Annotated in this window: 20 protein-coding genes; 10 read left to right on the top strand and 10 right to left on the bottom strand. The window is 71.7% G+C overall.

Features of this window, described 5'->3' with window-relative positions:
* Window positions 1-70 precede the first annotated feature (70 nt).
* Genes ACIBHX_RS03520 through ACIBHX_RS03510 form a run of 3 tightly spaced genes read left to right on the top strand, consistent with a single transcriptional unit; the run spans window position 71 to window position 3,227 of the window.
* Window positions 71-1,216: a Gfo/Idh/MocA family protein gene (locus ACIBHX_RS03520; protein WP_397063801.1), complete on the top strand. Its 1,146-nt coding sequence runs from the start codon at window positions 71-73 to the stop codon at window positions 1,214-1,216.
* On the top strand, window positions 1,213-2,343 hold the full coding sequence (locus ACIBHX_RS03515) for a dihydrodipicolinate synthase family protein (protein WP_397063800.1): 1,131 nt from the start codon (window positions 1,213-1,215) through the stop codon (window positions 2,341-2,343). Before ACIBHX_RS03520 ends, ACIBHX_RS03515 begins: the two co-directional genes overlap by 4 nt.
* Window positions 2,340-3,227, top strand: a complete 888-nt coding sequence (locus ACIBHX_RS03510; protein WP_397063798.1) for a sugar phosphate isomerase/epimerase family protein — start codon at window positions 2,340-2,342, stop codon at window positions 3,225-3,227. Before ACIBHX_RS03515 ends, ACIBHX_RS03510 begins: the two co-directional genes overlap by 4 nt.
* Before the next feature lie 51 nt (window positions 3,228-3,278).
* On the opposite strand, the gene ACIBHX_RS03505 is transcribed toward ACIBHX_RS03510, so the two are convergent.
* A complete protein-coding gene (locus ACIBHX_RS03505; RefSeq protein ID WP_397063797.1) occupies window positions 3,279-4,157 on the bottom strand; it encodes an Lrp/AsnC family transcriptional regulator in 879 nt (292 codons plus the stop codon).
* A 40-nt stretch (window positions 4,158-4,197) separates the two neighbouring features.
* On the opposite strand from ACIBHX_RS03505, the gene ACIBHX_RS03500 reads away from it, so the two are divergent.
* Window positions 4,198-5,790: a 5-guanidino-2-oxopentanoate decarboxylase gene (locus ACIBHX_RS03500; RefSeq protein WP_397063795.1), complete on the top strand. Its 1,593-nt coding sequence runs from the start codon at window positions 4,198-4,200 to the stop codon at window positions 5,788-5,790.
* Window positions 5,791-5,816: 26 nt separating this feature from the next.
* On the opposite strand, the gene ACIBHX_RS03495 is transcribed toward ACIBHX_RS03500, so the two are convergent.
* The 7 genes from ACIBHX_RS03495 to ACIBHX_RS03465 form a co-directional block, all read right to left on the bottom strand.
* The gene (locus ACIBHX_RS03495; RefSeq protein WP_397063793.1) at window positions 5,817-8,378 is read right to left on the bottom strand and encodes a PEP/pyruvate-binding domain-containing protein; all 2,562 of its coding nucleotides are present in this window, start codon (window positions 8,376-8,378) and stop codon (window positions 5,817-5,819) included.
* Window positions 8,379-8,434: 56 nt separating this feature from the next.
* Window positions 8,435-9,394: an alkaline phosphatase family protein gene (locus ACIBHX_RS03490; protein ID WP_397063791.1), complete on the bottom strand. Its 960-nt coding sequence runs from the start codon at window positions 9,392-9,394 to the stop codon at window positions 8,435-8,437.
* Complete coding sequence (locus ACIBHX_RS03485) at window positions 9,391-10,173, bottom strand: sugar phosphate isomerase/epimerase family protein (protein ID WP_397063789.1); 783 nt, start codon at window positions 10,171-10,173, stop codon at window positions 9,391-9,393. The genes ACIBHX_RS03490 and ACIBHX_RS03485 overlap by 4 nt, the downstream gene beginning before the upstream one ends.
* 85 nt (window positions 10,174-10,258) lie before the next feature.
* Window positions 10,259-11,254: a LacI family DNA-binding transcriptional regulator gene (locus ACIBHX_RS03480; RefSeq protein WP_397063787.1), complete on the bottom strand. Its 996-nt coding sequence runs from the start codon at window positions 11,252-11,254 to the stop codon at window positions 10,259-10,261.
* Between the two features lie 249 nt (window positions 11,255-11,503).
* Entirely contained in the window at window positions 11,504-12,622 is a 1,119-nt protein-coding gene (locus ACIBHX_RS03475) for a hypothetical protein (RefSeq protein ID WP_397063786.1), read from the bottom strand.
* A gap of 102 nt (window positions 12,623-12,724) precedes the next feature.
* Window positions 12,725-14,149: an FAD-dependent monooxygenase gene (locus ACIBHX_RS03470; RefSeq protein ID WP_397063784.1), complete on the bottom strand. Its 1,425-nt coding sequence runs from the start codon at window positions 14,147-14,149 to the stop codon at window positions 12,725-12,727.
* A 46-nt stretch (window positions 14,150-14,195) separates the two neighbouring features.
* A complete protein-coding gene (locus ACIBHX_RS03465; RefSeq protein WP_397063782.1) occupies window positions 14,196-15,578 on the bottom strand; it encodes an MFS transporter in 1,383 nt (460 codons plus the stop codon).
* Window positions 15,579-15,677: 99 nt separating this feature from the next.
* Here ACIBHX_RS03465 and ACIBHX_RS03460 point away from each other — a divergent pair, with 99 nt between their 5' ends.
* The 4 genes from ACIBHX_RS03460 to ACIBHX_RS03445 all read left to right on the top strand — a co-directional run bounded on the left by ACIBHX_RS03460 (window position 15,678) and on the right by ACIBHX_RS03445 (window position 20,124).
* Entirely contained in the window at window positions 15,678-15,968 is a 291-nt protein-coding gene (locus ACIBHX_RS03460) for an ArsR/SmtB family transcription factor (protein ID WP_397063781.1), read from the top strand.
* A 150-nt stretch (window positions 15,969-16,118) separates the two neighbouring features.
* Window positions 16,119-16,844, top strand: a complete 726-nt coding sequence (locus ACIBHX_RS03455) for a hypothetical protein (RefSeq protein ID WP_397063779.1) — start codon at window positions 16,119-16,121, stop codon at window positions 16,842-16,844.
* Between the two features lie 59 nt (window positions 16,845-16,903).
* A complete protein-coding gene (locus ACIBHX_RS03450) occupies window positions 16,904-18,073 on the top strand; it encodes a thiolase family protein (RefSeq protein WP_397065015.1) in 1,170 nt (389 codons plus the stop codon).
* Window positions 18,070-20,124, top strand: coding sequence for a 3-hydroxyacyl-CoA dehydrogenase NAD-binding domain-containing protein (locus tag ACIBHX_RS03445; protein ID WP_397063777.1), 2,055 nt, complete (start codon window positions 18,070-18,072; stop codon window positions 20,122-20,124). The genes ACIBHX_RS03450 and ACIBHX_RS03445 overlap by 4 nt, the downstream gene beginning before the upstream one ends.
* Before the next feature lie 74 nt (window positions 20,125-20,198).
* On the opposite strand, the gene ACIBHX_RS03440 is transcribed toward ACIBHX_RS03445, so the two are convergent.
* Window positions 20,199-21,692: an amino acid permease gene (locus tag ACIBHX_RS03440; RefSeq protein ID WP_397063775.1), complete on the bottom strand. Its 1,494-nt coding sequence runs from the start codon at window positions 21,690-21,692 to the stop codon at window positions 20,199-20,201.
* Window positions 21,693-21,722: 30 nt separating this feature from the next.
* Window positions 21,723-23,588, bottom strand: coding sequence for a 1-deoxy-D-xylulose-5-phosphate synthase (dxs, locus tag ACIBHX_RS03435; protein ID WP_397063774.1), 1,866 nt, complete (start codon window positions 23,586-23,588; stop codon window positions 21,723-21,725).
* A 136-nt stretch (window positions 23,589-23,724) separates the two neighbouring features.
* On the opposite strand from dxs, the gene ACIBHX_RS03430 reads away from it, so the two are divergent.
* Window positions 23,725-24,543, top strand: coding sequence for a neutral zinc metallopeptidase (locus tag ACIBHX_RS03430; protein ID WP_397063772.1), 819 nt, complete (start codon window positions 23,725-23,727; stop codon window positions 24,541-24,543).
* Window positions 24,544-24,635: 92 nt separating this feature from the next.
* Window positions 24,636-25,406, top strand: a complete 771-nt coding sequence (locus tag ACIBHX_RS03425) for a neutral zinc metallopeptidase (protein WP_397063771.1) — start codon at window positions 24,636-24,638, stop codon at window positions 25,404-25,406.
* The last annotated feature ends 36 nt before the right edge of the window (window positions 25,407-25,442 follow it).

Here is a 25,442-nt window from a genome sequence, read left to right as displayed (position 1 = left end):
TGAGCCCCCTTGACGATGGCCGGGTCACGGTCATACCGTTCGGGAAAGCGCTTTCCCCGAAAGGAATCCCATGAGCGTGCGCACCATCGGCGTCGTGATGAACGGCGTCACCGGGCGGATGGGCTACCGCCAGCACCTCGTCAGGTCCGTCCTGGCCATCAACGAGCAGGGCGGCGTCGCGCTCTCGGACGGCGACCGGGTCCTGCTGCGCCCGGTGCTGGTGGGCAGGAGCCTGGACAGGGTGGCCCGGATCGCGGCCGCGCACGACATCCCGGACTTCACCGACGACCTCGACGCGGCGCTGGCCGGCCAGGACAACCTGATCTACTTCGACGCCCAGGTCACCACCGCCCGGGTGAAGTCCGTGCTGACGGCCATCGAGGCGGGCAAGCACGTCTACGCCGAGAAGCCGACCGCCGAGACGATGCAGGAGGCCGTGGCGCTGGCCGAGGCCGCCGAGGCCAGGGGCGTCAAGAACGGCGTGGTGCAGGACAAGCTGTTCCTGCCGGGCCTGCTGAAGCTGAAGCGCCTGATCGACGGCGGCTTCTTCGGCCAGATCCTGTCGGTGCGCGGCGAGTTCGGCTACTGGGTGTTCGAGGGCGACTGGCAGCAGGCCCAGCGCCCGTCGTGGAACTACCGCGCCGAGGACGGCGGCGGCATCGTGCTGGACATGTTTCCGCACTGGCACTACGTGATGGAGAACCTGTTCGGCCGCGTCGAGTCCGTCTACGCCGAGGCCGTCACGCACCTCCCCATCCGGGTGGACGAGCAGGGCCGGCCGTACCAGGCGACCGCGGACGACGCGGCCTACGCGGTCTTCGAGCTGGCGGGCGGCATCGTCGCGCAGATCAACTCCTCCTGGACCGTCAGGGTGAACAGGGACGAGCTGGTGGAGTTCCAGGTGGACGGCACGCACGGCAGCGCCGTGGCCGGGCTGCGCAACTGCCGCATCCAGCACCGCGCCGCCACCCCCAAGCCCGTCTGGAACCCCGACCTGCCCGCCACGGCACGCTTCCGCGACGGGTGGCAGGAGGTGCCGGACAACGAGGACTTCGACAACGGGTTCAAGATCCAGTGGGAGCGATTCGTCCGCCACGTGATCGAGGACGCGCCCTTCCCCAACGACTTCGCCTCGGGCGCGCGCGGTGTGCAGCTGGCCGAGCTGGGCCTGCGCTCGTCCGCCGAGGGTCGCAGGATCGAGGTGCCCCAGCTGTGAGGATCGATCTGCCCGGCGGGCCCTACACGCTGCGCGAGCCGGTGACCTGGACTCCCCCAGGCAGGCCGGCGCGGAGCCGCGTCGTCTACGCCGCCGCGCACGTGGTCGCCGACCCGCTGGGCGACAACACGCCCGGCTCCCCCGCCGCCGTCGACTGGGACGCCACGCTGCGCTTCCGCCGCCACCTGTGGTCCTATGGCCTGCGCGTGGCCGACGCGATGGACACCGCGCAGCGCAACATGGGCCTGGACTGGGCCGCCACCCGAACGCTGATCGAGCGCAGCGCCCGCGAGGCCCGCGCCTTCGGCGACCCTGCCACGCTCGTCAGCTGCGGCGCGGGCACCGACCACGCGCCCGACGCGACGACCCCGCACACGATCGCCGCCGCCTACGCCGAGCAGATCGAGACGGTCCAGGCCGCCGGCGCCGGGGTGATCGTCATGGCCTCCCGCCAGCTCGCCGCGGCGGCCTCGGGGCCGAAGGACTATAACCAGGTGTACGGCAAGCTGTTCGGCCTGGCGGACCGGCCGGTGATCCTGCACTGGCTGGGTGAGATGTTCGACCCGCGGCTGGCGGGCTACTGGGGCTCGCACGACGTGGCCGCGGCCACCGAATCGTTCCTCGAGCTGGTGCACGCGCACGCCGCGATGGTGGACGGGGTGAAGGTCTCGCTGCTAGACGAGGAGCACGAGGTGCGGCTGCGTGCCGCGCTACCCGACGGGGTCAGGCTCTACACCGGCGACGACTTCAACTACCCGTCGCTGATCAAGTCCGGCTCCCACGCGCTGCTGGGCATCTTCGACGCCATCGCCCCGGCCGCCGCGGCGGCCCTCCAAGCGCTCGATGCCGGAAATATCGCGCTTTATGACGAGATCCTCGCGCCGACCGAAGCACTGTCGCGCAAGATCTTCGAGGCGCCCACCTACCACTACAAGACCGGCATCGTCTTCATGGCCTGGCTCAACGGCCACCAGGACGCCTTCACCATGGTCAACGGCGCCCAGTCGGCCCGCACCATCACCCACCTGGCCGAGGTGTTCCGCCTGGCCGACCGGGCGGGTCTGCTGACCGACCAGGAGCTCGCCGTGCACCGGATGAGGTCCTTGCTGGCGGTGAACGGCCTGTGAACCGGCTGTCGCTGAACCAGCGCACCACCAAGCGGTGGACCGTGGCCGAGGCGGTCGACGGGTGCGTGCGCCACGGGCTGGAGTCGATCGGGCTGTGGCGGGAGGAGGTCGCCGAGCAGGGCTTGTCCGAGAGCGCCAAGCTGGTGCGCGCGGCGGGGCTGCGGGTGTCGTCGCTGTGCCGGGGCGGCTTCCTCACGGCGAGCGGACTGCCGGGCGACGAGGGCAGGCGAGCTTTCTCGGCGGCGCTCGACGACAACCGGCGGGCCGTCGACGAGGCCGCCGAGCTGGGCGCGGCCTGCCTGGTCATGGTCGTGGGCGGCCTGCCGGGGGTGGCCCCCGGCGAGCCGTTGGGGGCGGGTTCCGGCTCGCCGGGGTTCTCGCGGGACCTGGCGGGCGCCCGCGATCGGGTGGCCGAGGCGCTGGCCGTACTCGCGCCCTACGCCGGAGAGCGCGGGGTGCGGCTGGCGCTCGAGCCGCTGCATCCGATGTACTGCGCCGACCGGGCGGTGATCTCGACGTTGGCGCAGGCCGTGGACCTGTGCCTGCCGTACCCGGTGGAGCAGGTCGGGGTCGTGGTGGACACCTTCCATGTGTGGTGGGATCCCGAAATATCGCAGCAGATCGCCCGGGCGGGAGCCAGGATCGCCTCGTACCAGGTGTGCGACTACCTGCATCCGCTGCCCTCCGACGTGCTGCTCGGCAGGGGCATGATGGGCGACGGGGTGATCGACTTCCGGCCGATCACCGGTGCGGTCCTGGAGGCCGGCTACCGGGGCGACATCGAGGTCGAGATCTTCAACGCCGACGTCTGGGCCGCGGACCCGGACGAGGTCGTCGCCACGATGAAGCGCCGCTACGCGGAGGTGGTGATCGGCGCCGGGTGAGGCTTGAGCCGGGCCGTACAGGAGATGCCGATCAGTTTGGCGGACGAATCGTCAGTAGCGCTCCTTGACGACCTCGGCGTGCACCCACGACGTCAGCTCACGCACCTCCTTGAGCCCACGCACCTCCTCCAGTACGGCCAGCACGTCGGCGAGCGACTCCCCCGCCACCGTGCCCACCAGGTCGGCCCGCCCCATGCAGGCGGCCAGATACGACACCCGGTCCCACCCGGACAGCCGCTCGACCAGCGGTCCCGCGTCGCCCTCGATCCGCACCGCGAACCCGCACAGCTGGCCCATCCCCAGCACCTCGGGCCGGACCAGCGCGACCACCCTGGCCACGCCCGTCTCCAGCAGCCGCAGCGTCCGCGCCCTGGCCGCGCCCGGCGACAGGCCGACCCGCGCGCCCAGCTCGGCGAAGGCGATCCGCCCGTCGGCCTCCAGCTCGGTCAGTATCCGCTGGTCCAGCGCGTCCAGGTGCGGGTCGGCGGGCGGGTCGGACAGCGTGGTGGAGTCCTTGAGCACGCGGCTGTAGACGAGCGTGTCGACGCCGCGCACGCCGGGCAGTCCGCGGAGCCGGTCGATCGAGGCGGACAGGGCCGCGAAGTCGCGTGCGCGCACCTCACTCACGAGCGCGTGCCCACCGACCGTAAGCGTGACGAACGGAGCGTCGGCCAGCTCGGCGATCGCCAGCGCGACGGGCCTGGCGGGGCCGTCCACGCTGATCGAGGCGTGCGCGACCGCGGTCAGCCCCTTGACCGACGGGTGCACGATAGCCACGATCCGGACCGCCCCCGAGCTCAGCAGCCGCTGCGCCCTGGTCCGGGTGGCGGGGCGCGACAGGCCCACGCGCTGGGCGATGGTCTCGTAGGTGAGCCGCCCGTCCGCCTGCAGATGGCGGACGATCTCGAGGTCGGTGCGATCCAGGTCCACATGGACAAGACTACGGGCGAAACGTAAGCTCGGCCGTACTATGGCGACCGAATCATCACTGAACGGCGCCGCCGCCGTCGTCCGCGCGCTGCGCGACAACGGGGTGGGCACGGTCTTCGGCATCCCGGGAACGCACAATCTCGAGATCTACCGTCACCTGACGGGCTCGGGCATCCGCCACGTGGCGCCGCGGCACGAGCAGGGCGGCGGCTACGCGGCCGACGCCTACGCGCGCGTCAGCGGCCGTCCCGGCGTCTGCGTCACCACGAGCGGTCCCGGGCTGACCAACATCGCCACGGCCGCCGCCACCGCCTACGCCGACTCGGTCCCGCTGCTGGTGATCTCACCGGCGGCGCCGCTCGGGCAGGAGCGGGCGGACGTGGGCTGGCTGCACGAGGTCAAGGACCAGCGGTCCGCCATGGACGCGCTCTACGACCGCAGCGTCCGCGCGAGCTCGCCCGCGCAGGCCGCCGCGGTGGTGCACGAGACGTTCGCCCGCTGGCGGGTCGAGCGTCCCCGGCCCGTGCACCTGGAGCTGCCGCTCGACGTGCTCGAGGCGCCCTGGGACGGCGACGCGCCGGGCCCGCTGACACCGGCCGCGCTGCGCGCCCCGGACGAGGTGGTCACCGCCGCCGTCTCGGCCCTGCGCGGGGCCGCCGCGCCGCTGATCGTGCTGGGCGGTGGCGCCCGCGACGCCTCCGCTCAGGCTGTACGGCTGGCAGAGCTGCTCGGGGCGCCCGTGGTCACCAGCGTGAGCGGCAAGGGCGTCGTCCCCGAGAGCCACCCGCTGTCCGCCGGGGCGAGCGTGTCACTGGCGCCGGTCCAGGAGGCCATCGAGGGCGCCGACGTGCTGCTGGTGGTGGGCAGCGAGCTGGCGAGCTCCGACCTGTGGGAGGCGCGGCTGCGCCCGCGCGGGACCGTCATCCGGGTGGACGTGGACCTGCGGCAGCTGCACAAGAACGTGCCCGCGGACATCCCGGTGCACGGCGAGGCGGCCACGGTGCTGACCGAGCTGGCCGACGCCCTCACGGACCGGCCCGCCGACGGGAACGGGCGGGAACGGGCGGCCCGGCTGCGGGAGGCGGCCGCCGGGGCGGCCATGGAGATGGGTTCCGGGTGGCGTGCCGTACAGGACGTGCTGAGGGAGTGCCTTCCGGGTGACACGATCGTGGCGGGCGACAGCGCGCAGGTGTCCTACTTCGGGACCGTGCCGTTCTGGCCGATGCAGGCGCCGCGGCGGTTCGTCTACCCGACCGGGTACGCCACGCTCGGCTACGCCATCCCCGCGGCGATCGGGGCCAAGCTGGCCGCGCCCGACACGACCGTGATCGCGCTGGCGGGCGACGGCGGGACGCTCTTCAGCGTCCAGGAGCTGGCCGTGGCCGCCGAGCTGGGGATGACGCTGCCGGTCGTGGTGATGAACAACCACGGCTACGCCGAGATCCGCGAGGAGATGCGGGCCAGGGACATCCCGGAGACCGCGGTGGACATCCACGGCGTCGACTTCCCCGGGCTCGGCCGTGCCTTCGGCGGGCACGGCGAGCGTCTCGACGGGCTGGACGACCTGCCCGCCGCCGTCGAGCGGGCGCTGAAGGCCAGCGGGCCCACGGTCATCGAGATAGCCGTTCCGTAGCCCGGACCTTCCTGGCGGATCGTTCGCTAGTCGGCCGGAGTGACCGTGCCCGCGGCACCGTTGACCGTGATCTCGGCGCCGGTGGTGATGCGGTGGGTGGCGTCGCGAACGCCGACGACCGCCGGGATGCCGTACTCCCTGGCCACCACGGCGCCGTGGGACATCGCGCCGCCCATCTCCATGACCAGGCCGCCGGCGGTGAGGAACAGCGGGGTCCAGCCCGGGTCCGTCGAGGGGCAGACCAGGATCTCGCCCGGCTCCAGGTGGGCGCCGACCGGGTCGAGGACGACCCTGGCAGGGGCGGTGACCGTGCCGGACGAGGCGGGGGTGCCGGTCAGCGCGCCCTCCTCCGCGGGGGTGGACAGGGCCTCGGGTTCGGTGCCGTCGGACAGCATGACGCGCGGCACGTGCCTGCGACGCGACTCCAGCTCGTAGGCCTGTTTCCGCTCGGCCACCAGGGTCCGCAGCTCGTCGGGTCGCGGCTCCGCCAGGGCGGATCGCGCCTCGGGCAGGGTCAGGTAGAAGACGTCGTCCGGGTCGTCCAGTGGCAGGTGCGCGCCCACGGCCTGGAGGCTGCGCCGTACCGCGGCCAGGGTCTTGACCGCATAGAACTTGGGCAGCTCGCGCAGGCCCGCGTAGGCGCGGGTGCGGCGCAGCGCGGCACGGATGATCGCGCGGCGCAGCGGGCCCTTGCCGCGGGCGGCGAGTCTGGCGATGGTGGCCTGCGCCTCGGCCGCGCCCTTGGCGAACAGGGCGGCGGGGGCCAGGGCGGGGTCGTCGAGGCGCAGGTAGTTGGCCAGGACGCCGAGGATGTGCGCGGGCCGTTCCGACCAGCGCGGGACGCCGAGGTCGATCTCCGCCACCCCGCGATGCCCGTACTCGCGCAGGAAGGCCTCGATGCCCTGCTGGGCCCTGGGCGGCAGCGAGCCGGACTCGTAGAGGCGGACCAGCTCGGCGACCGGCTTGCCGAACGGCTCAGGCTCGATGCGCGTCGCCAGGTCCCACAGAGCCAGGTCCATCTCGGTGGTGGGGTTGTTCGGCAGGCTGCGCAGCACGGTCTGCAGTTCCTCCGCCGAGGCGCCCGACAGCCTGCCCGCCAGCCCGAACAGGCCGTAGCCGGTGATCACGATCGGCATCACGGAAGCGATGAGCGGGAACGTCCTGCTCAGCACCCGCTCGGCGTGGTCCAGGCGGAACGCCGGGCTCGCCGTGTCGGGCACCTGGAGCCACCTGTCGAGCACCCCGTCGAGGCTCCTCGGGTAGGCCAGTGCCGCCCGCGGCCGGGTGAGCGCCAGGAACACCCGGCTCGGCGCGTGCAGCCGCCGCGCGAAACGCGAGGCCGCCCGCACGAACGGCAGCCGCGAGGTCTGGGTCACCGACAGCCGCGGGTCGTCCATGAGCCGCTCGAAGACGACCCCGGCGCGCGCCTCGCCCAGCTTGAGCAGCCGCGGCAGCAGGAACCTGCCCACAGTGGCGCGCAGGGCCGGCGTCACGTCCATCCACAGCCGCTGCCCCGCCACCCGCAGCGCCGTGGCCCGCGGGAACCCGAACGCGCCCGCCGCCCCGTCAGCGATCACGCGGAAGGAGTCCAGCCCCATCGGGGTGATCGGCCCCATCACGCCCTGCGCCACGTTGACGGACAGGTAGACGCGCAGCCCTCCGGCCGTCTTGTCCGGCAGCGGGTAGAGCGTGGTGATCGGCCGGGCCTGCGTCAGCCAGAGCCCTCCCTCGGCGTCGATCGCCCACTCGGTGTCCTGTGGCGCCCCGTAGTGGTCCTCGACGCGCGCGCCCAGCGCGGCCAGCGCGCGCACCTCGTCATCGGTCAGCGACAGCCCCTCGCCCGCGGCCTCGACCCGTTCGGTTCCGCCGCCCGGCACGGAGCGGATGGCCAGCCGTTTGTCGCCCGCCTGCCGCAGCAGGATCTCCCTGGTGGCCGTGTCGACCACGAACCTGTCGGGGTTGACCGCGCCCGACACCACGGCCTCACCCAGGCCAGGAGCGGCGTCGATGACGGCCTCGCGGCAGCGGCCCGTCACCGGGTTCGCCGTGAACATCACCCCGGCGACGCCGGCCTGCACCATCTCCTGGACCACCACCGCCAGCCGTACCGTGGCGTGGTCGATGCCGTTGGCCTCGCGGTAGGCGACCGCGCGGTCGGTCCAGAGTGAGGCCCAGCAGCGGCGTACGGCGTCCAGCACCGCGTCCGCGCCGACCACGTTGAGGAAGGTGTCCTGCTGGCCGGCGAAGCTGGCGTACGGCAGGTCCTCCGCGGTGGCCGACGAGCGCACCGCCACCGGCACGTCGAGCCTGGCGTGCAGCTCGCGCACCTCCGCCGCGATCTCGTCCGGGATGCCGGTCCCGAGCAGCCGCTCCCGCGCGATCCTCGCCAGATCCTGCCCGCCGTGGGCCGCGATGACCTCGTCGAGGCCCGCCGCCTCGGCCGCCCGTGCGTAGGCGTCGGTCGTGAGCACCCAGCCGGGTGGGACGGGCAGGCCCGCCCGGGTGAGCTCGCCCAGGTTGGCGCCCTTGCCGCCGACCTCGGCCAGCATGCCCGCATCGATCTCCGAGAACTCCAGCGCGGTCTTCATCGCCCGTACTCCCCGCGTTCGCCTGAGGTTCAGCGTCTCACCTCAGGCCAGAGAATTCAACGACTGATGAAAAGTGGGATCCCGTCGAGATCCCACCCGGGATCGGTGGCGATGCCGAGCTGCGCAAGCGCCGTCGGCCCCACGTCGACCAGGCGCGGCCCGTCCAGGCGGATCCCGCCGAGGTCCTCTTCCAGCCGGGCCGCGATCATGAAGACGCCCCGCTCCTCGGCGGAGTCGCCGCCGTGCCCTCCGCCGTCCACATGGCCGTGGTCGGTGGTGACGATGACCGTCCAGCGCTCCTCCTGGTACGGCGGGCGGCTACGGACGGCCTCGACGAAGCGGCCCAGGTAGGAGTCCTGGGCCATGAGGGCGTCGGCGTACTCCTGGCACAGCGGGCCTTGCTCGTGCGCCACCTCGTCGGTGGCGCCCAGGTAGACGAACATCAGGTCGGGGTCGGCCTCGGCCAGGTGGCTCTCCGCGGCGGCGGCCAGCTGCTTGTCGGCCGTCATGAACGAGATCGCGTAACCGTCGAGCACGAACCTGGAGTCGACCGCCAGGCCGAACGCGCCGTGCTCGTCGAGGGCGGCCCACGAGAAGAACGCCGAGGTGTTGAGCTCCGGCCTGGCCTGCTTGGCCCGCGTCAAGAAGTCCGGATATTTCGTGAAGCGGGCACCTCCGAACCCGTTGTCCACCACCCGGTGCCGATCCGGCCACACCCCCGTCAGGATCGACGCCCACCCCGGCCCAGAATCCGTCCGCGAGTCGATCTCCCTGTCGCACTCACCCGAAGCCCGCACCGCGACTCCAGGCCCGATGCCGGAAGAGGTGGCGGGTCCGGGCGTGCGGATCACCTCGCCGGGAGCCTGGGTGCGGGGAGTGGCGGGCTTGCCGTACGGCAGGAGGCTCGTGCCGTGGGCGCCTGTGGAGATGAGGTGCGTCAGGGTCGGCGGGCGTAAGGCCGTGACGCGGTCGAAGCGCAGACCGTCCATGCCGACGACGAGTACCTTGTCCCTCACAGCGACGTCCTCTCGTAGCGGCGCACCCACTCGGCCGCGCCCGGCAGGATCTCCTCGACGGGAGCCACCTGTGGATACCACGTCCGCTCCCACTCCAGCGACACCCATCCGTCGTATCCGGCCTCGTGCAACAGCCGGCCCTCCTCCTCCAGCGGCACCGACCCGGTCCAGAGCGGCACCGGCGTGCTGTCGGTGGCCGAGACGGCGTCCTTGACCTGGACGTAGGCCAGATGGGACCCGAGCGCGGCGAGCGTTTCCGCCGGAGATTCGCCGTTGCTCCAGGGATGCAGCAGGTCCCACAGCGCGCCGGTCACCTCGGGATGGCCTGCCGCGTCGAGCAGGCGGGCCACGGCCGCCCCGGTGGGCATCAGGTCGTGCGTCTCCACCAGGACCCGGACGCCCAGGCTGCCCGCCGTACCCGCGACGGCCGTCAACCGGCGCGCCCCCACCGCGGGATCGTCGCCGCGCGGGAACACCCGCACCCCGGGAGCGCCCAGATCCGCGGCCAGCCGCAGATCGGCCAGCAGGGCCGCCACGACCGGCTCGTCATCGCCCGGCTCACAGACCCTGACGTATCCCGCCAGCGCGGAAATCTCCAGACCCGCCTTGGAGATCCGATCCCGCACGGACCGCCGCTCATCCGGGGACAGCCCCGCGTGCACCCCCGTGTCGGGATGCAGCCGCAGCTCCAGCCCCTGACACCCGTGCCCGGCCGCGATCGCGATCGCCCGATCGAGCCCCTCACCCGGCATCCCGAGCGTGCTGACCGCCAGCTTCACGTTCCCTCTCCTCCGCTACCGCAGACCACCACGCCGTACGGCAGGCCACCGGATGCGGCTGCCGGTGGCGTCACGCGAGGGCGGGTCAGGGGCCGCAACGGCGCACGCTCTCCCTGAGGACGACCTCTCCGGTGATCTCCTCCACCACGGGCGCCTCGCCCTCGCCGAGCGCCAGCTCCAGCGCCCTGGCGCCCATATCGGTCAGCGGCAGCCGTACCGTCGTCAGGGCCGGCACCTGGTCGCGCAGCGTGGCGATGTCGTCGAAACCCGCCACCGACACGTCCTGCGGCACCCGGATCCCGCGCTCGCGGTAGGCGGCGAGTGCGCCCACGGCCATCACGTCATTGACCGCGAACACGCAGGTCGCATCGCCCGTCTCGATGGCCGCCTGATAGCCGCCGTCGCGGTCGAAGGGCCCGTGGACGACGTGCGGCGTCGGCAGCCCCAGCTCCTCGACGGCCTCGACGAACCCGGCGCACCGGTCGGCGGCCGTCATCAGGTGCGGCGGCCCGGCGAGCACCGCGAAGCGCGTGTGGCCCAGCTCGGCCAGCGCGCGGGCGAGCGCCGCGGCCCCCGCGCGGTTGGCGGGGGCGATCGTGTCGACGCCGAGCAGGTCCTGGCCGACGCAGGCGACCCGGCCGCCGCCCGCCTGGTATCGCGCCAGCTCGCTACGCAGCCGGGCGGTGACCTCGGCGTCGGTGACGCGGGAGCCGGCCAGCAGGACGGCGCGCACCCGCTGGGCGTTCAGCGTCGCCACGTAGGCGATCTCCTGTTCGGGGTCGCGATGCGTGGTCCCGACCATGACCAGCAGGCCCTCGCCGGCCGCCGCCCGCATGGCGCCGTCGGCCAGCGCGGCGAAGTAGGGGTCGGTGAGGTCGTGCACGACCAGCCCGATCACGTTGCCGGCCCCTCTGGCCAGCGCCTGGGCCGCGACGTTGGCGCGGTAGCCGAGCTCGTCGGCCGCCCGCTCCACCCGGGCCCTCAGGTCCGCGCCCACCTGGCGGGTGCTGCCGTTGAGCACCCGCGAGGCGGTCGCCAGGGACACGCCCGCCTGCTTGGCGACGTCCTCAAGCGTGACCACGAGACCTCCCCGGAAAGCGGTTTCCCAGTGTGCCAGAACGGCACCTGGCCCGCATCCTCGCGCGCCCCACCGCACCAGAACAGCACCGCGGGCCGGCCAGGGCCGCAGGAGCCCGGCTCTTGCCGGGCGTTGCGACGTTGCGAATGCCGCGGCCGGTCCGCGCCCTCGAGAGGATTGGGCTCGCGTGTGGCCCCGGCCTGCGGTGGGCAGGCCGGGGCGGCAGAGAGCGCGGTGGTGCAAGACGGTGTGCTAGGCCCAGGGGAACAGGAATCCCAGCAGGCCGCCCTTCTTGGTCTCCGCGGGCTGCGGAGCGGGAGCCTGGGTGGTCGGCGCGGGCGGCGCCGTGGTCGGCGAGCTCGACTGCTTGGTCGAGACCTGCTGGTCCTGCTGGTCCGTCGTGGTGGTCTTGACGTCACCCTCAGGCTGCTTGGTGCCGCGCGTGCTCGGCTTGGTGGTCGGCACGCCGATGCGCGTGGGCGAGGTCCTGGGCGAGGGCGTGCGCGTGCTGCGCACCCGGACGGGTGTGTGCGTCGGCGCCGCGGTCTCGGTGGCCGTGGGCTCGGGCGAGTCGGAATCCGTGGGCTGCGACTCCGGCTTGGAGTCCTTGGGCTTGGGCGTCTCGACCGGCGCGGTCGCCTGGCCGACGCTGGCGCAGTGGCCGCCGGCGCACGGGTCGTCGCCGGAGGAGCTGGTGAGCATCCAGCCCGCTCCCGCGCCCAGCACCACGACCGCCGCCGCCGCGACCAGCAGGATCTTGGTACGGCGGCGCACCTCGTGATCCCCCTGCTCACCGTCGCCGTCGTCGCTCCACCCTGAGCCGAGGAAGCCCCGCTTGGGCTCGGCATCCTCGGACTCGTAGCCGCGGTCGATCGGCAGGTAGCCGGAGTCGGACTCCTCGTCAGCGGAGGAGGTCAGGTCGTGCGGGCCGCTCGCGCCGGCCGCCCCGGTGAAAGGCTCGTCCCTGAGCGGATCGCCAAACGCGCCGCCGGAGCCCAAGGCGTCACCGGTTCCGAGGGGATCGGCGGACCCCAGCGGATCCACCGGCCCGAGAGGGTCGGCCGCGGAAAGATGGTCGCCCGGGGCCGCCAGGGCGTCACCCGAGCCAAGACGGTCACCGAGGGGATCGGCGGCCAGGGCGTCACCGGCCAGCGCGTCCCCGGAATCCCCGTAGGAGGATCCGGTCTGCGCGAGGTAGTCGCTGATCTCCATCGGGGTGCTCTTGTCCGCCGGCATGATGTAGGTCTCGTTGCCCGAGACCTGGATGGCAGGCTGCTCATCCGTGTCGTCCGTGCTCCAGCGCGGGGACAGCACGTCGCCGCTGAGGTCCGGGTTTAACGCCTCATGCCTGTCGTTCTCGTCGCGCGCCACGGTGAACCTCTCTAGTACGAATTCGCAACGCGCCCCTTCCTAACAGACTCGACCACCACTTGTCCGGAAATTTCACAGGAACATCGCAAATGATGGCGTGTTTTAGGGGCCAAACCAACGTTCAAGGGCCTCACGCAGTGGGTAGGAGCTCCTATTTGGGATCCAGGCGACATACCCATCCGGACGCACCAGAACGGCGTCCACGTCGAGCTCCGCCGTGGCCCGCACGACCTCCACCCGATCGCGCCATCCGGCGGCCTCGGCCACCAGGTCGTCCCGCCCGGCCAGATCGAGCAGCAGCGGCCGCCCGGCCCGCAGCAGCTCGACCAGCCGCACGGGACCGTCGGAGGTCTTCAGCGCCACGTCGGGCAGCATCCACCCCGCTCCCGGCGCCCCGACGCAGTAGACGGTGTCCACGCCGCTGATCATGCCGCCCAGGTACTCGTTGACCTGGTCGAGCCCCATCAGCTCGGCGAACAGCTCGCGCAGCGGGTCCACCGCGGGATCGGGGTTGGCCAGCGCCGTCTGCGCCCGCACGTTCCACAGCACCCGGGCCGCCACCGGGTGCCGTTCGGCGTGGTAGGTGTCGAGCAGGCTGTCGGGCGTCTGCCCGCCGACCACGGCGGCCAGCTTCCAGCCCAGGTTCATGGCGTCCTCGAGCCCGGTGTTGAGCCCCTGCCCGCCCCACGGGAAGTGGACGTGGGCCGCGTCCCCGGCCAGCAGCACGCGCCCGGCTCGGTAGTTCTCGGCCTGCAGGGCGGCGTCGCCGTACCGGGACAGGCTGACCGGGTCGGCCATCGGGACCGGCACGCCGAGGATGCGCTCGGCGCTCTCCCTGAGCTCGGCGAGGGACACGGGAGCCTGCCGGTCGGCGTGGGGCGCGCCGAAGTCGTAGGTGGTGATCCGGCTGTGGCCGGCGGGGTTGACCCACGCCAGCACCCAGCCCCGCGGCGTCCGGTTGTATCCGGGCGGCACGCCGTACGGGTCGAGCAGGCGCACGTCTCCCGAGAGCGCGGCGACGCGCGCGCCCGTGCCGGTGAAGGGGATGCCCGCGGCGTCGCGGACGGCGCTGCGCGCGCCGTCGGCGCCGACCATGTAGCGGGCGGCGAGCTCGCGGCCGCCGACGGTCAGCAGCACGTGGTCGTCGTGCTGGACCAGCCCGGTCACCTCCTGCCCGCGCCTGATCTCGGCGCCCAGCTCGGCGGCGCGGCGCGCGAAGACCTGCTCGGCCCAGGCCTGCGGGCTGCCGACGATGCTCGGCCCCTCCCCGGCGACCGCGCCGAGGTCCAGGCCGAACATGCCGGAGAAGTGGAAGCTGACGCTCCCCCTGCTCGAGCGGCCCACCAGGTCGAGCAGCCCGCGCCGGTCCAGGCTCTGCGCGGTGCGCGCGTGCAGCGTGCCGGCCTTGGACTCCCCCGACGGTACGGCGAGCCGCTCGAACACCACGGGCCGCACCCCCTGCAGGGCGAGCTCGGCGGCGAGCAGCATGCCGACGGGTCCCCCGCCGGCGATGGCGACATCGATCATGTTGATCCTCCTCGACAGGGCGAACACCGGCGGGCCGGAAGAGGTTTCACGCGGGCACCGGCTCGGCGATCCGCCTCCTGGCGAAGGTGAGCGCGACCACCGTGCCGAGCAGCATCCCGGCGGCGGCGATCAGCACGGCGATGCGCAGGCCCGAGGCCAGTGCGGCGCCGGAGGCCTCGCCGAGCCCGCCGGCCGCGACCAGGACGGCCAGTCCGAGCGCGGCGCCGACCTGCAGCGCCGTGGAGGCCATGCCGGAGGCGACGCCCTGCTCGGCCGCGGCAACGCCGGTGGCCGCGGCGATCCACATGCCGGTCCAGGTCAGCCCCTGGCTGACGCCCATGACGACGATGCCGGGCAGGACGGCCCAGTAGCTGCCGTCCTGGCTCACCCCGAGCGCGAGCGCGGCGGCGCCGAGCGCCCCGCCGACCGTGCCGATGACCAGGGTGGCGCGCATCCCGATGCGGCCCGCCATCCGCCCGCCCAGCTGCGTGCCGAGCGCGATGAGCAGCGCGGGGACGAGGAAGGCCAGGCCGGTGGTCACCGCGCCGTAGCCGAGCACGTTCTGGAAGTAGACGGTCAGGAAGTACGGGATGGAGTTGAACGTGGCGCCGAAGACCAGGATGACCGCGATGGCCGAGGTGAGGCTGCGATTGCCGAACAGCCGCAGCGGCATCAGCGGATCGGCGCTGCGCCGCTCGACGGACACGAAGGCGGCGATCAGCACGACGGCCAGCGCGAAGGCCGCCAGGATGGCCGGTGAGGCCCAGCCGGACTCGGGCCCCTGGATGAGGGCGTAGGCCAGCAGGCTCACGCCACCGGTGGCGAGCACGGCGCCGGGCAGGTCGAAGCGGCGGCCACGCTGGCGCGGCCCGTCGGCGGGCAGCAGCACGTAGGCGCCGGCGATGGCGAGCGCGGCCAGCGGCACGTTGACGTAGAAGTCCGCCTGCCAGCCCCACGCGCCGGTGAGCAGGCCGCCGGCCAGCGAGCCGATGGCCAGGCCGCTGGCGCCCGCGCCGCTCCACACGCCCAGCGCCCTGTTGCGCGCGGGACCCTCCTCGAAGCGGGTGTTGACCAGCGCCACCGTGGCGGGGAAGAGCAGTGCGCCGCCCAGCCCCTGCACCACCCTGGCGGCCACCAGCAGCCCGGGGCTGCCGGCCAGCCCGCCCGCCAGCGACGACAACGCGAAGATCGCCAGCGCGGCGACGAACATCCTGCGCCGCCCCAGCAGGTCCGCGGCGCGCCCGCCGAACAGCAGGAAGCCGCCGTAGGCCACCGCGTACGCGCTGGCCACCCATTGCAGGGTCTGCGGAGAAAAGCCGAGATCCCGCCCGATGTCGGGAAGCGCCACGAACACGATGAAGAAGTCGAGGGCGATGATGAGCTGCGACAACGCCAGCAAGGCCAGGGTCCAGCCGGAACGAGGGGACATCGCTATCCTTAGTACGAAATTATCGAACGGTACGAAATCCTCGTACAGTCGAACCGTCGGCGTCAAATCATCGTTCGAAAATCTCGTACTATGGACGGCATGCTTCATCCATCGCGGGAGCAGATCGAGCTGGTGGACGTGCTGGCGGCCCTGGGCCACCCGGTGCGCGCCCAGATCGTGCGCACGCTGGCCGACGGCGAGGAGCAGTCCTGCGGCGACATCATCAGCGGCGTGCCGAAGTCCACGCTGACCAGCCACTGGCGGATCCTGCGCGAGAGCGGCGTGACCTTCCAGCGCAACCAGGGCAGGAACCTGCTCGTCCGGCTGCGCCGCGACGACCTGGAGGCCCGCTTCCCCGGCCTGCTCGACCTCGTCTGCAAGGAGGGATGAGCGCGACGCCGAGGCTTACACCGACTACGGCTGTCGTCTCGTCACGCTGCCGAAGGCGTCGGTGGCCGAGCGCGCGCGGGTGATCGAGGGCTCCATCAAAACCCGTGAAGCGGGCGCGCGGTCACATGCCGTGACGCCATCATGACTGTCATGCTATCGGCCCAGAAAGCACCCCCTCCCGGTGCGCGGGCGGTGACCGGGCTGCGCGCGCAGGCCCAGAGCGCGCGCCGGACCGCGCTGATCGCGCTCTCCGGTTCGATCGCGCTGATCACCGCCGCCCAGTTGCTCGCCGAGCGGGCCCGCACCCGCGAGGGCACCCTGCCGCTCGCCGTACTCGCCCTCGGGCTCTTCCTCGGCGCACTGCCTGTGCTGGCCGTCACCCAGGGGATCTGGGGCGCGCGAGCCAGGGCGGTGCGCAGGCGCGAGCTCGAGCTCTACTCCGCCGCCCGCGGCGCCTGGCCGCGCCTGGCCTCCCGGCTCGGCGTGGCCGCCTGCTGGGCGGTGACGCTGCTGCTCGGCTTCACGGTGCCGCGTCTGTTCCGGGAATCGGGGATGTACGGCTTGGCCGGCGCGCTCACCAGTGCGGCGGACGTCGTCGCGATCCCGGCGTACGCCGCGGGCGCGTTCTTCCTCCTGTGGTGGGGACGCGACGCGGCCATGACGCTGGCGCGCGTCAGGTCGGGAGGCGCTCCCGGCGACCCGTGGGATCCCGGCTCGGGCAGGCGCGGACGAGGCGTGGCGGCGCTCTGGGCGGGCGCTGTGCTGGCGGTCACCGCCCTGGTCGCGGCCCGCGCCCACCTGTGGGAGCCGCCCACCGCGCTCGTCTACGCGCTGCTGGCGGCGGCGCTCGTCCTGGCGTTGGTTACTCGCGAGTAGCATAGGCGCGGTGGCTTTCCCCAACGAGGAGCGAACCCGTGCCTAATTCACGTGACGTCGTGTTCGTCGACGGCGTGCGCACACCTTTCGGCAGGTCAGGGCCGAAGGGGCTGTACGCGGAGACCCGCGCGGACGACATGGTCGTGCGCGTCATCCGCGAGCTCATGCGGCGCAATCCCGACCTGCCGCCCGAGCGGGTGGACGAGGTCGCCATCGCGGCCACCACCCAGATCGGCGACCAGGGGCTGACCATCGGCCGCTCGGCCGCGGTGCTGGCGGGGCTGCCGAAGAGCGTGCCCGGGTACGCCATCGACCGGATGTGCGCGGGCGCGATGACCGCGGTCACCACGGTGGCCGGCGGGATCGCGTTCGGCGCCTACGACGTGGCGATCGCGGGCGGGGTGGAGCACATGGGGCGCCACCCGATGGGCGAGGGCCTGGACCCGAACCCGCGCTTCCTGTCGGAGAAGCTCGTCGACCCCAGCGCGCTGGTCATGGGCATGACGGCGGAGAACCTGCACGACCGCTACCCGGAAATCACCAAGGAGCGCGCGGACGCCTACGCGCTGCGCTCGCAGGAGAAGGCGGCCAAGGCCTACGCCGACGGCAGGATCCAGCCCGACCTGGTGCCGACCGCGATCAGGACCGCCGAGAAGGGCTGGGGACTGGCCGTCTCCGACGAGGCACCGCGCCCCGACACGACGATGGCGGGCCTGGCCGGGCTGAAGACGCCCTTCCGCCCGCACGGGCACGTCACCGCCGGCAACTCCTCGGGCATCAACGACGGCGCCACCGGCTGCATCGTGGCCGCCTCCGAGGCCGCCGAGGAGCTGGGGCTGAACGCGCGCATGCGGCTGGTCTCCTACGCCTTCGCCGGCGTGGACCCCGAGGTGATGGGCGTCGGCCCGATCCCGTCCACGGAGCGTGCGCTGCGGCTCGCCGGGCTGGACGTCTCCGACATCGGGCTCTTCGAGATCAACGAGGCCTTCGCCGTGCAGGTCCTGGCCTTCCTCGACCACTTCGGCATCGACGAGGAGAAGGTCAACCCGTGGGGCGGCGCGATCGCCTTCGGCCACCCGCTGGCCTCCTCGGGGGTGCGGCTGATGACACAGCTGGCCCGGCAGTTCGGCGAGCGCCCCGACGTGCGCTACGGCATCACCACCATGTGCGTCGGCATGGGCATGGGCGGCACCGTGATCTGGGAGAACATCGGGGGTAACGCGGCATGAGCTTCGAGGAACTCGTCACCAAGGCCATCGTGCGCGACGTCGAGCTGCCTTACGGCGCGGGGACGATGGCGCTGATCACCCTGGACAACGGCTTCGACCACACCAAGCCGAACACCTTCGGCCCCGGCGGGCTGACCTCCCTGGGCGAGGCGCTCGACGCGGTCGCCGCGCGCACGGACCTGGTGGCCGTGGGCGTGACGGGCAAGCCGTTCATCTTCGGCGTGGGCGCCGACCTGAAGGGCGCCGCGCAGGTGCGCACCCGCGAGGAAGCGCTGGAGATCGGCCGCCTCGGCCACGCGGTCTTCGCGCGCCTGGGCTCGCTGGCCATCCCCAGCTTCGCCTTCGTCAACGGCGCGGCCATGGGCGGCGGCCTGGAGGTGGCGCTGCACTGCACCTACCGGACGATCTCCGCGGGCGTGCCCGCCGTGGCGCTGCCCGAGTGCTTCCTGGGCCTGGTGCCCGGCTGGGGCGGCACCCAGCTGCTGCCCCGCCTGATCGGCCCGGCCGGCGCGATCAAGCTGATCGTGGAGAACCCGCTCTCCCAGAACCGCATGATCAAGGGCACCCAGGCCTTCGAGTACGGCGTCGCCGACGCGATCTTCGAGCCGGCCGACTTCCTGGAGGAGTCGCTGCGCTGGGCCGCCCACGTGATCAAGTCCGAAATTTCGGTCGATCGCGCCTCTTTTGACGATGTGGACTGGGACAAGGCGGTCTCGGACGCCCGCTTCCTGCTGGACATGAAGCTGCACGGCGCCTCCCCCGCCCCCTACCGGGCGCTCGACCTGATCGCGATGGCCCGCACGGCCACGCCCGCGGCCGGCTTCGCGGCCGAGGAGGAGATCCTGGCCGACCTGCTGATGAGCGACACGCTGCGCGCCGGGCTGTACTCCTTCGACCTGGTCCAGCGGCGCGCCAAGCGGCCGGCCGGAGCGCCCGACCCGGCGCTGGCCCACAAGGTCACCAAGGTCGGTGTCGTCGGCGCCGGGCTGATGGCCTCGCAGATGGCGCTGCTGTTCGCGCGCCGCCTCGAGGTGCCCGTCGTGCTGACCGACCTGGACCAGGCCCGCCTGGACAAGGGCGTCGGCTACGTGCACGCCGAGGTGGACAAGCTCCTCGGCAAGGGCCGTATCTCCGGCGACCAGGCCAACCGCCTCAAGTCGCTGGTGACGGGCTCGCTCACCAAGGACGCCTTCGCCGACGCCGACTTCGTCATCGAGGCCGTCTTCGAGGACCTGGCGGTCAAGAAGCAGGTCTTCGCCGAGGTCGAAGCCGTAGTCTCGGACTCGTGCGTGCTGGCCACCAACACCTCGTCGCTGTCGCTGACCGAGATGGGCTCCGGCCTGCGGGTGCCGGCGCGGCTGGTCGGGTTCCACTTCTTCAACCCGGTGGCGGTGATGCCGCTGCTGGAGATCATCCGGGGCGCCGAGACCGACGAGGTGACGCTGGCCACCGCCTTCGCGGTGGGCAAGGCGCTGAAGAAGTCGTCGGTACTGGTCAAGGACGCTCCCGCGTTCGTGGTGAACCGGCTGCTGACCCGCTTCATGGGCGAGGTCGTGGCCGCCGTCGACGAGGGCACGCCGCTGGAGGTGGCCGAGCACGCGCTGGACGACCTGGGGCTGCCGATGACGCCCTTCGCGCTGCTGCAGCTCGTCGGGCCCGCCGTCGGCCTGCACGTGGCCGAGACGCTGCACGCCGCCTTCCCCGGCCGCTTCGGCGTCTCTCCCGGCATGGCCAAGCTGGTCGCCTCCGGCAAGCCGGGCGTCTACCGGGCCGACTTCTCGCTCGACCCCGACGCGGTCGCGCTGTTCGAGGGCGGCACCTCGCCGTCCACGGCCGAGCAGGTACGGCGGCGCGTCCTGGAAGCCCTGTCCGAGGAGATCCGGATCATGCTGGACGAGGGCGTGGTGGCGGCCGCCCAGGACATCGACCTGTGCATGATCCTGGGCGCCGGCTGGCCCTTCCACCTCGGCGGCGTCACCCCGTACCTGGACCGGGCCGGCCTGTCCGACCCGCGGTTCCTGGAGCAGGGCGTCGCCTCGGTGCCCGCCTGACGTGAAGACCCCCGGGGGAAAGCGGTTCCCTCGGGGGTCTTTCGTGTGGACGGCCAAGAACGGGGTCGCCGGGCCTAGAAGGTTCCCGGGACCGGCGGCGGCGTCGGTTCCGTCGGGGTGCGTACGGCGCGGCTGTGGCGGTAGCCGTACAGGAAGTAGATCACCGCGCCGATCACCATCCACACGACGAACCGCAGCCAGGTCTCCACCGGCAGGTTCAGCATCAGGTAGAAGCACGCCAGGATCGACAGGATCGGCAGCACGGGCACGAACGGCGTGCGGAACGCGCGAGGCAGGTCCGGCCGGGTGCGACGCAGGATGATCACGCCGGCCGAGACCACCACGAAGGCGAACAGCGTCCCGATGTTCACCAGCTCGGCCAGCGCGCCGAGCGAGATGAACCCGGACAGCGCCGCCGAGACCACGCCGACGATGACCGTGAGCCGCGCGGGCGTGCCGAACTTGGGGTGCACGACCGACAGCTGCCGCGGCAGCAGCCCGTCACGGCACATGGCGAACAGCACCCGGCTCTGCCCCAGCATCAGGATCATCACCACGGTGGTGAGACCGGCGATGGCGCCGATGCTGATCAGCGCGGCGGCCCAGTTCTGCCCGACGGCTCTGAACGCCTCGGCCAGCGGCGCCTTCGTGCTCAGCTGGGTGTATTTCTGCATGCCGACCACGACGAGCGAGACGGCGACGTACAGGACCGTGCAGATGGCCAGCGAGCCGAGGATGCCGCGGGGCACGTCGCGCTGCGGGTTGATGGTCTCCTCCGCGGCGGTGGCCACGATGTCGAAGCCGATGAAGGCGAAGAAGACGACCGCGGCGGCGGAGAAGATGCCGATCACACCGAACGACACCGGGGTGATGCCGAACAGCACCTGGATCAGCGGCGCCTTCAGTCCCGCGACCGCGGGGGTGGAGATGGCGGGAGGGATGAACGGCGTGTAGTTCGCGCCGTTGATGAAGAACAGCCCGGCCACGATCACGAGCATGATGACCGACACCTTGATCGCGACGATGACCTCGTTCACCCGCGAGGACAGCTTGATGCCGGCGACCAGGATCGCGGTGAGAATCAGCACGACCACGATCGCGGGCACGTTCACCACCGGCGTCTCCCCCGCCATCCAGTCGGGCAGATGGATGCCAATCGACTCGAGTAGCGCCGAGAAGTAGCCCGACCAGCCGACCGCGACCACGGCTGCGGCCAGCGCCATCTCCAGCATCAGGTCCCACCCGATCACCCAGGCGGGGAACTCGCCCAGCGTGGCGAAGGAGAAGGTGTAGGCCGACCCGGCCACCGGGATGGTGGAGGCGAACTCCGCGTAGCACAGCGCGGCCAGGCCGCAGACCACGCCCGACACCACGAAACCCAGCGCCACGGCCGGGCCCGCGGTCAGCTTGGCCACCTGCCCTGTCAGCACGAAGATGCCCGTGCCGACGATCACCCCGATGCCGAACACGGTCAGGTCGAGGGCCGACAGCCGCTTTCTCAGCCGGTGCTCGGGCTCCTCGGTGTCGCGGATCGACTGCTCAACGCTCTTGGTGCGAAAGATATCCACAATCGGTGATATTGCCCGCACCGGGAGTGATCATGCCTCGATGGGGGCACTCCGCTTCGCGACCGCCTCGGTGATCCCCCTGGCCACGTCCTGGCCGGTCAAGCCCTGGTAACCGAGAATCTTGGCGCGCTTGGCCACGTCCAGGAAGCACTGGTCGATGCCGAACGTCTTGACCGGCACGTCCACGTCGTTGTCGCGCAGCAGCCTGGCCACCGCGTCGCCGACGCCGCCCACGCGCCCGTTGTCCTCCACCACCGCGACCAGCTTGTGCGCTCCGGCCGCCAGCACCAACGCCTCGTCCAGCGGCTTGACCCAGCGCGGGTCGATCACCGTGGCCGAGATGCCCTGCTGGTCGAGCAGGTCGGCGGCCTCCATGCACGGGTGTGCCATCGGGCCGACGCCGATGATGAGCACGTCGGGATCCGCGGCACGCAGCACGTCCATCTCGCCGAGCTTGCCGATCGCCTCCAGCGGAGCGGCCAGCGCGCCCTTGGGGTAGCGCAGCGCGGTCGGGCCGTCCTCGATCGCGACGGCCTCGCGCAGCAGCTCGACCACGCGGTCGCCGTCGCGCGGCACCGCGATCCGCAGGCCCGGCACGACCTGCAGGATCGACAGGTCCCACATGCCGTTGTGGCTGGGGCCGTCGTCGCCGGTGACGCCCGCCCTGTCGAGCACGAACGTGACGGGCAGCTTGTGCAGGGCCACGTCCATGAGCAGCTGGTCGAAGGCGCGGTTGAGGAAGGTGGCGTAGACGGCGAACACCGGGTGCAGGCCGCCGAACGCCAGCCCGGCCGCGCTGGTCACTGCGTGCTGCTCGGCGATGCCGACGTCGTAGAAGCGCTCGGGGAAGGCCTCGGCGAAGGGGGCGAGGCCCACCGGGTACTGCATGGCGGCGGTGATGGCCACGATGTCGTCGCGCTCGTGGCCGAGCTTGACGATCTCCTCGCTGAACACGTCGGTCCAGATGCGGCCCTTCGGCTTCTCCCTGCCGGTCACCTTGTCGAAGGGGCCGGGGCCGTGCAGCTGGTCCTCGTCGTGGTTCTCGGCCGGGGAGTAGCCGTGGCCCTTCTGGGTGAGCACGTGCACGATGACCGGGCCGCGGAAGTCGCGGGCCTGGCGCAGCGCGGCCTCCACGGCCTGCTCGTCGTGGCCGTCGATGGGGCCGACGTACTTCAGCCCGAGGTCCTCGAACATGACCTGCGGGGCCAGGACGTCCTTGACGCCCTTCTTGATGCCGTGCAGCGCGTCGTACAGGACGGGGATGTTGCCGAACTTCTCCTTGACGAACTCCAGCACGTCCTCATAGCGGCGGTTGGTGCGAAGCGAGGACAGATGGCTGGCGAGCCCGCCGATCGTCGGCGAGTAGGAGCGGCCGTTGTCGTTGACGACGATGACGAGCGGCAGGTCCCTGCGGGCGGCGATGTTGTTGAGCGCCTCCCAGGCCATGCCGCCGGTGAGCGCGCCGTCACCGATGACCGCCACCACAGTCCGGTCACCCTCGCCGCGCACCCGGAAGGCCTTGGCCAGGCCGTCGGCGTAGGACAGCGCGGTGGAGGCGTGGGAGTTCTCCACGAAGTCGTGCTCGGACTCGGCCTGGCTCGGGTAGCCCGACAGGCCGCCCTCCTGCTTGAGCGCGGCGAAGCCGTCCAGGCGGCCGGTCAGCAGCTTGTGCACGTAGGCCTGGTGGCCGGTGTCCCAGATGATCGGGTCACGCGGCGAGTCGAACACCCGGTGAACGGCGATGGTCAACTCGACGACGCCCAGGTTGGGCCCCAGGTGGCCACCGAACTCGGCGCACGCGTCGACGAGCACGTCCCGGATCTCCCCGGCGAGCCGCGGCAACTCCTCTACGCCGAGCTGTTTGACGTCGTGCGGTCCCCTGATCGAGCCCAGCATGCCGCGTCCCCTCCGCTCCGACTGCCCCAACGGATCGAGTCTAGTTCGTGGCCCCGGCATTGACTCCATCGAGTCAATTGAGCCCGCATTTGTCCGATCTTGACCTAGTCTTTTCCTCACTATGAACACTCTCCCCATGAGGAAACTGACGTCACTCCTGGCGGCCGGGGTCGTCCTGGCCCTGGCCGGCGCGGGTACAGCGTCAGCGCAAGCAGCAGAAACGAGCAACGAGGCATCGCAGCAGGCGGCCAACCCCAGTGGCAAGGTGGCGGCCGTCAACAACCCCCTGTACAAGACCGGCCGGCTCGCCGGCTCGAACTGTTCGCCCGGTTCCCTTCCCAAGGGCAGCGTCGCGGCCTACAGGCACTTCCTGACAGCGGTAACCAACTGCCTGAACCGCTCCTGGGGCAGCCAGTTCAAGAAGGCGGGGCTCACTTTCAGCTCCCCGCGTCTGCGCATCATCACCAGGAAGATGCGCACCCCCTGCGGCCCCTGGAGCGTCGGCGCCGACGGCATCTACTGCTCCACCGACCGCACGATGTACATGTTGATCACCAAGTCGCAGCTGCGCGACCCGTTCGCCCTGGGCATCACCCGCCTGATGGCGCACGAGTACGGTCACCACGTGCAGAACATGTCCGGTATCTGGAGCTACTACTGGACGGCCAGGAACGCCTCCGGCCACTCCGGTCAGCTCCAGCTGTCGCGCCGGTCGGAGTTGCAGGCCGAGTGCTTCTCCTCGGTCTTCATGAGCACGGTCCACGACTCGCTGCCCATCGACGACCGCGAGTGGGACTACACCGTGAACTGGTTCCGCCAGCACGGCGCCGACTCCTGGCCGGAGAACGACCACGGCAAGGGCCCGACGATCGCCGCGTGGATGAACCGGGGCTACAGCTCCGGCTCGCCGGGCGCCTGCAACACCTGGAAGGTGTCCGCCGGCTACGTCCGATAGCCCACACCGACCCGCACGGCCGCGCCCTTCTGGCGCGGCCGTGCCGCGTTTATGCAAACAAACTGCCAAGAACTGGTCTAAGATCCGCCATCGTGCGAATTCCCCTGATCGCCGCAGCTGTGGTCATGACCGCGGGTGCGGCCTTATCGGGTACGGCCAGCGCGGAGGTCAGACCGTCCGCGCAGGCACCGCCGGCCGTACTCACCAAGAACAAGATCTACTCCGCAGGCACCACCACGCCGCAGTCGTGCGCGATCCCGGCGATCCGCAAGGGCAGCGCGGCCTCGCTGAAGAGCTTCCACCTGGCGATGGCCGGGTGCGCGAACGCGTTCTGGGCCGACAGGTTCAGGGCGGCGGGCCTGGTCTACCGCCCGCCGAAGGTCACGATCACCACCGGCAGCGGGTCGGCGTGCGGGCGGATCACCACCAACGGCGCCCAGTACTGCCCCACGCAGCGCACGATCGCCATCCGGATCATGAAGCGCGACCTGACCGACCCGTTCAGGATGAACATCGCCCACTCGGTGGCGCACGAGTGGGGCCACCACGTGCAGCAGCTCACCGGCATGCTCGACGCACAGAACCGGCTCTACTGGCAGGCCACGGGCACTGCGCGCCAGATCCTCAGCCACCGCCTCGAGATGCAGGCCGAGTGCTTCGCCGGCGTCTTCTACAGCGCCACCCTCGACTCGATCAACCCCGGCATCACCTGGGAGCAGTGGATCGACGCGGTCAGCCGGGCCGGCGAAAGCAAGATCCACGGCAGGCCGGCCAACCTCGCCTACTGGCAGAACCAGGGGTTCAGCCACGGATCAACGCGCTCTTGCAACACCTGGACCGCAGACAGGGGACACGTTTCGTGAACGTCAAGCAATCTTCAATCCGGGGAAATCACACTT

It is taken from the genome of Nonomuraea sp. NPDC050536 (assembly GCF_044457685.1).
In the GTDB taxonomy this organism is placed as follows: domain Bacteria; phylum Actinomycetota; class Actinomycetes; order Streptosporangiales; family Streptosporangiaceae; genus Nonomuraea.
Note: the sequence above shows the minus strand (reverse complement) of the source record. Positions and strands in the feature narration are given on the sequence as shown.

Bases quoted from the DNA above. Each gene is read 5' to 3' on its own strand.
- ACIBHX_RS03520 (WP_397063801.1), top strand. From the start codon at position 71: ATGAGCGTGCGCACCATCGGCGTCGTGATGAACGGCGTCACCGGGCGG.
- ACIBHX_RS03500 (WP_397063795.1), top strand. From the start codon at position 4,198: ATGGCGACCGAATCATCACTGAACGGCGCCGCCGCCGTCGTCCGCGCG.
- ACIBHX_RS03495 (WP_397063793.1), bottom strand. From the start codon at position 8,378: ATGAAGACCGCGCTGGAGTTCTCGGAGATCGATGCGGGCATGCTGGCC.
- ACIBHX_RS03470 (WP_397063784.1), bottom strand. From the start codon at position 14,149: ATGATCGATGTCGCCATCGCCGGCGGGGGACCCGTCGGCATGCTGCTC.
- ACIBHX_RS03465 (WP_397063782.1), bottom strand. From the start codon at position 15,578: ATGTCCCCTCGTTCCGGCTGGACCCTGGCCTTGCTGGCGTTGTCGCAG.
- ACIBHX_RS03460 (WP_397063781.1), top strand. From the start codon at position 15,678: ATGCTTCATCCATCGCGGGAGCAGATCGAGCTGGTGGACGTGCTGGCG.
- ACIBHX_RS03455 (WP_397063779.1), top strand. From the start codon at position 16,119: ATGCTATCGGCCCAGAAAGCACCCCCTCCCGGTGCGCGGGCGGTGACC.
- ACIBHX_RS03445 (WP_397063777.1), top strand. From the start codon at position 18,070: ATGAGCTTCGAGGAACTCGTCACCAAGGCCATCGTGCGCGACGTCGAG.
- dxs (WP_397063774.1), bottom strand. From the start codon at position 23,588: ATGCTGGGCTCGATCAGGGGACCGCACGACGTCAAACAGCTCGGCGTA.
- ACIBHX_RS03430 (WP_397063772.1), top strand. From the start codon at position 23,725: ATGAGGAAACTGACGTCACTCCTGGCGGCCGGGGTCGTCCTGGCCCTG.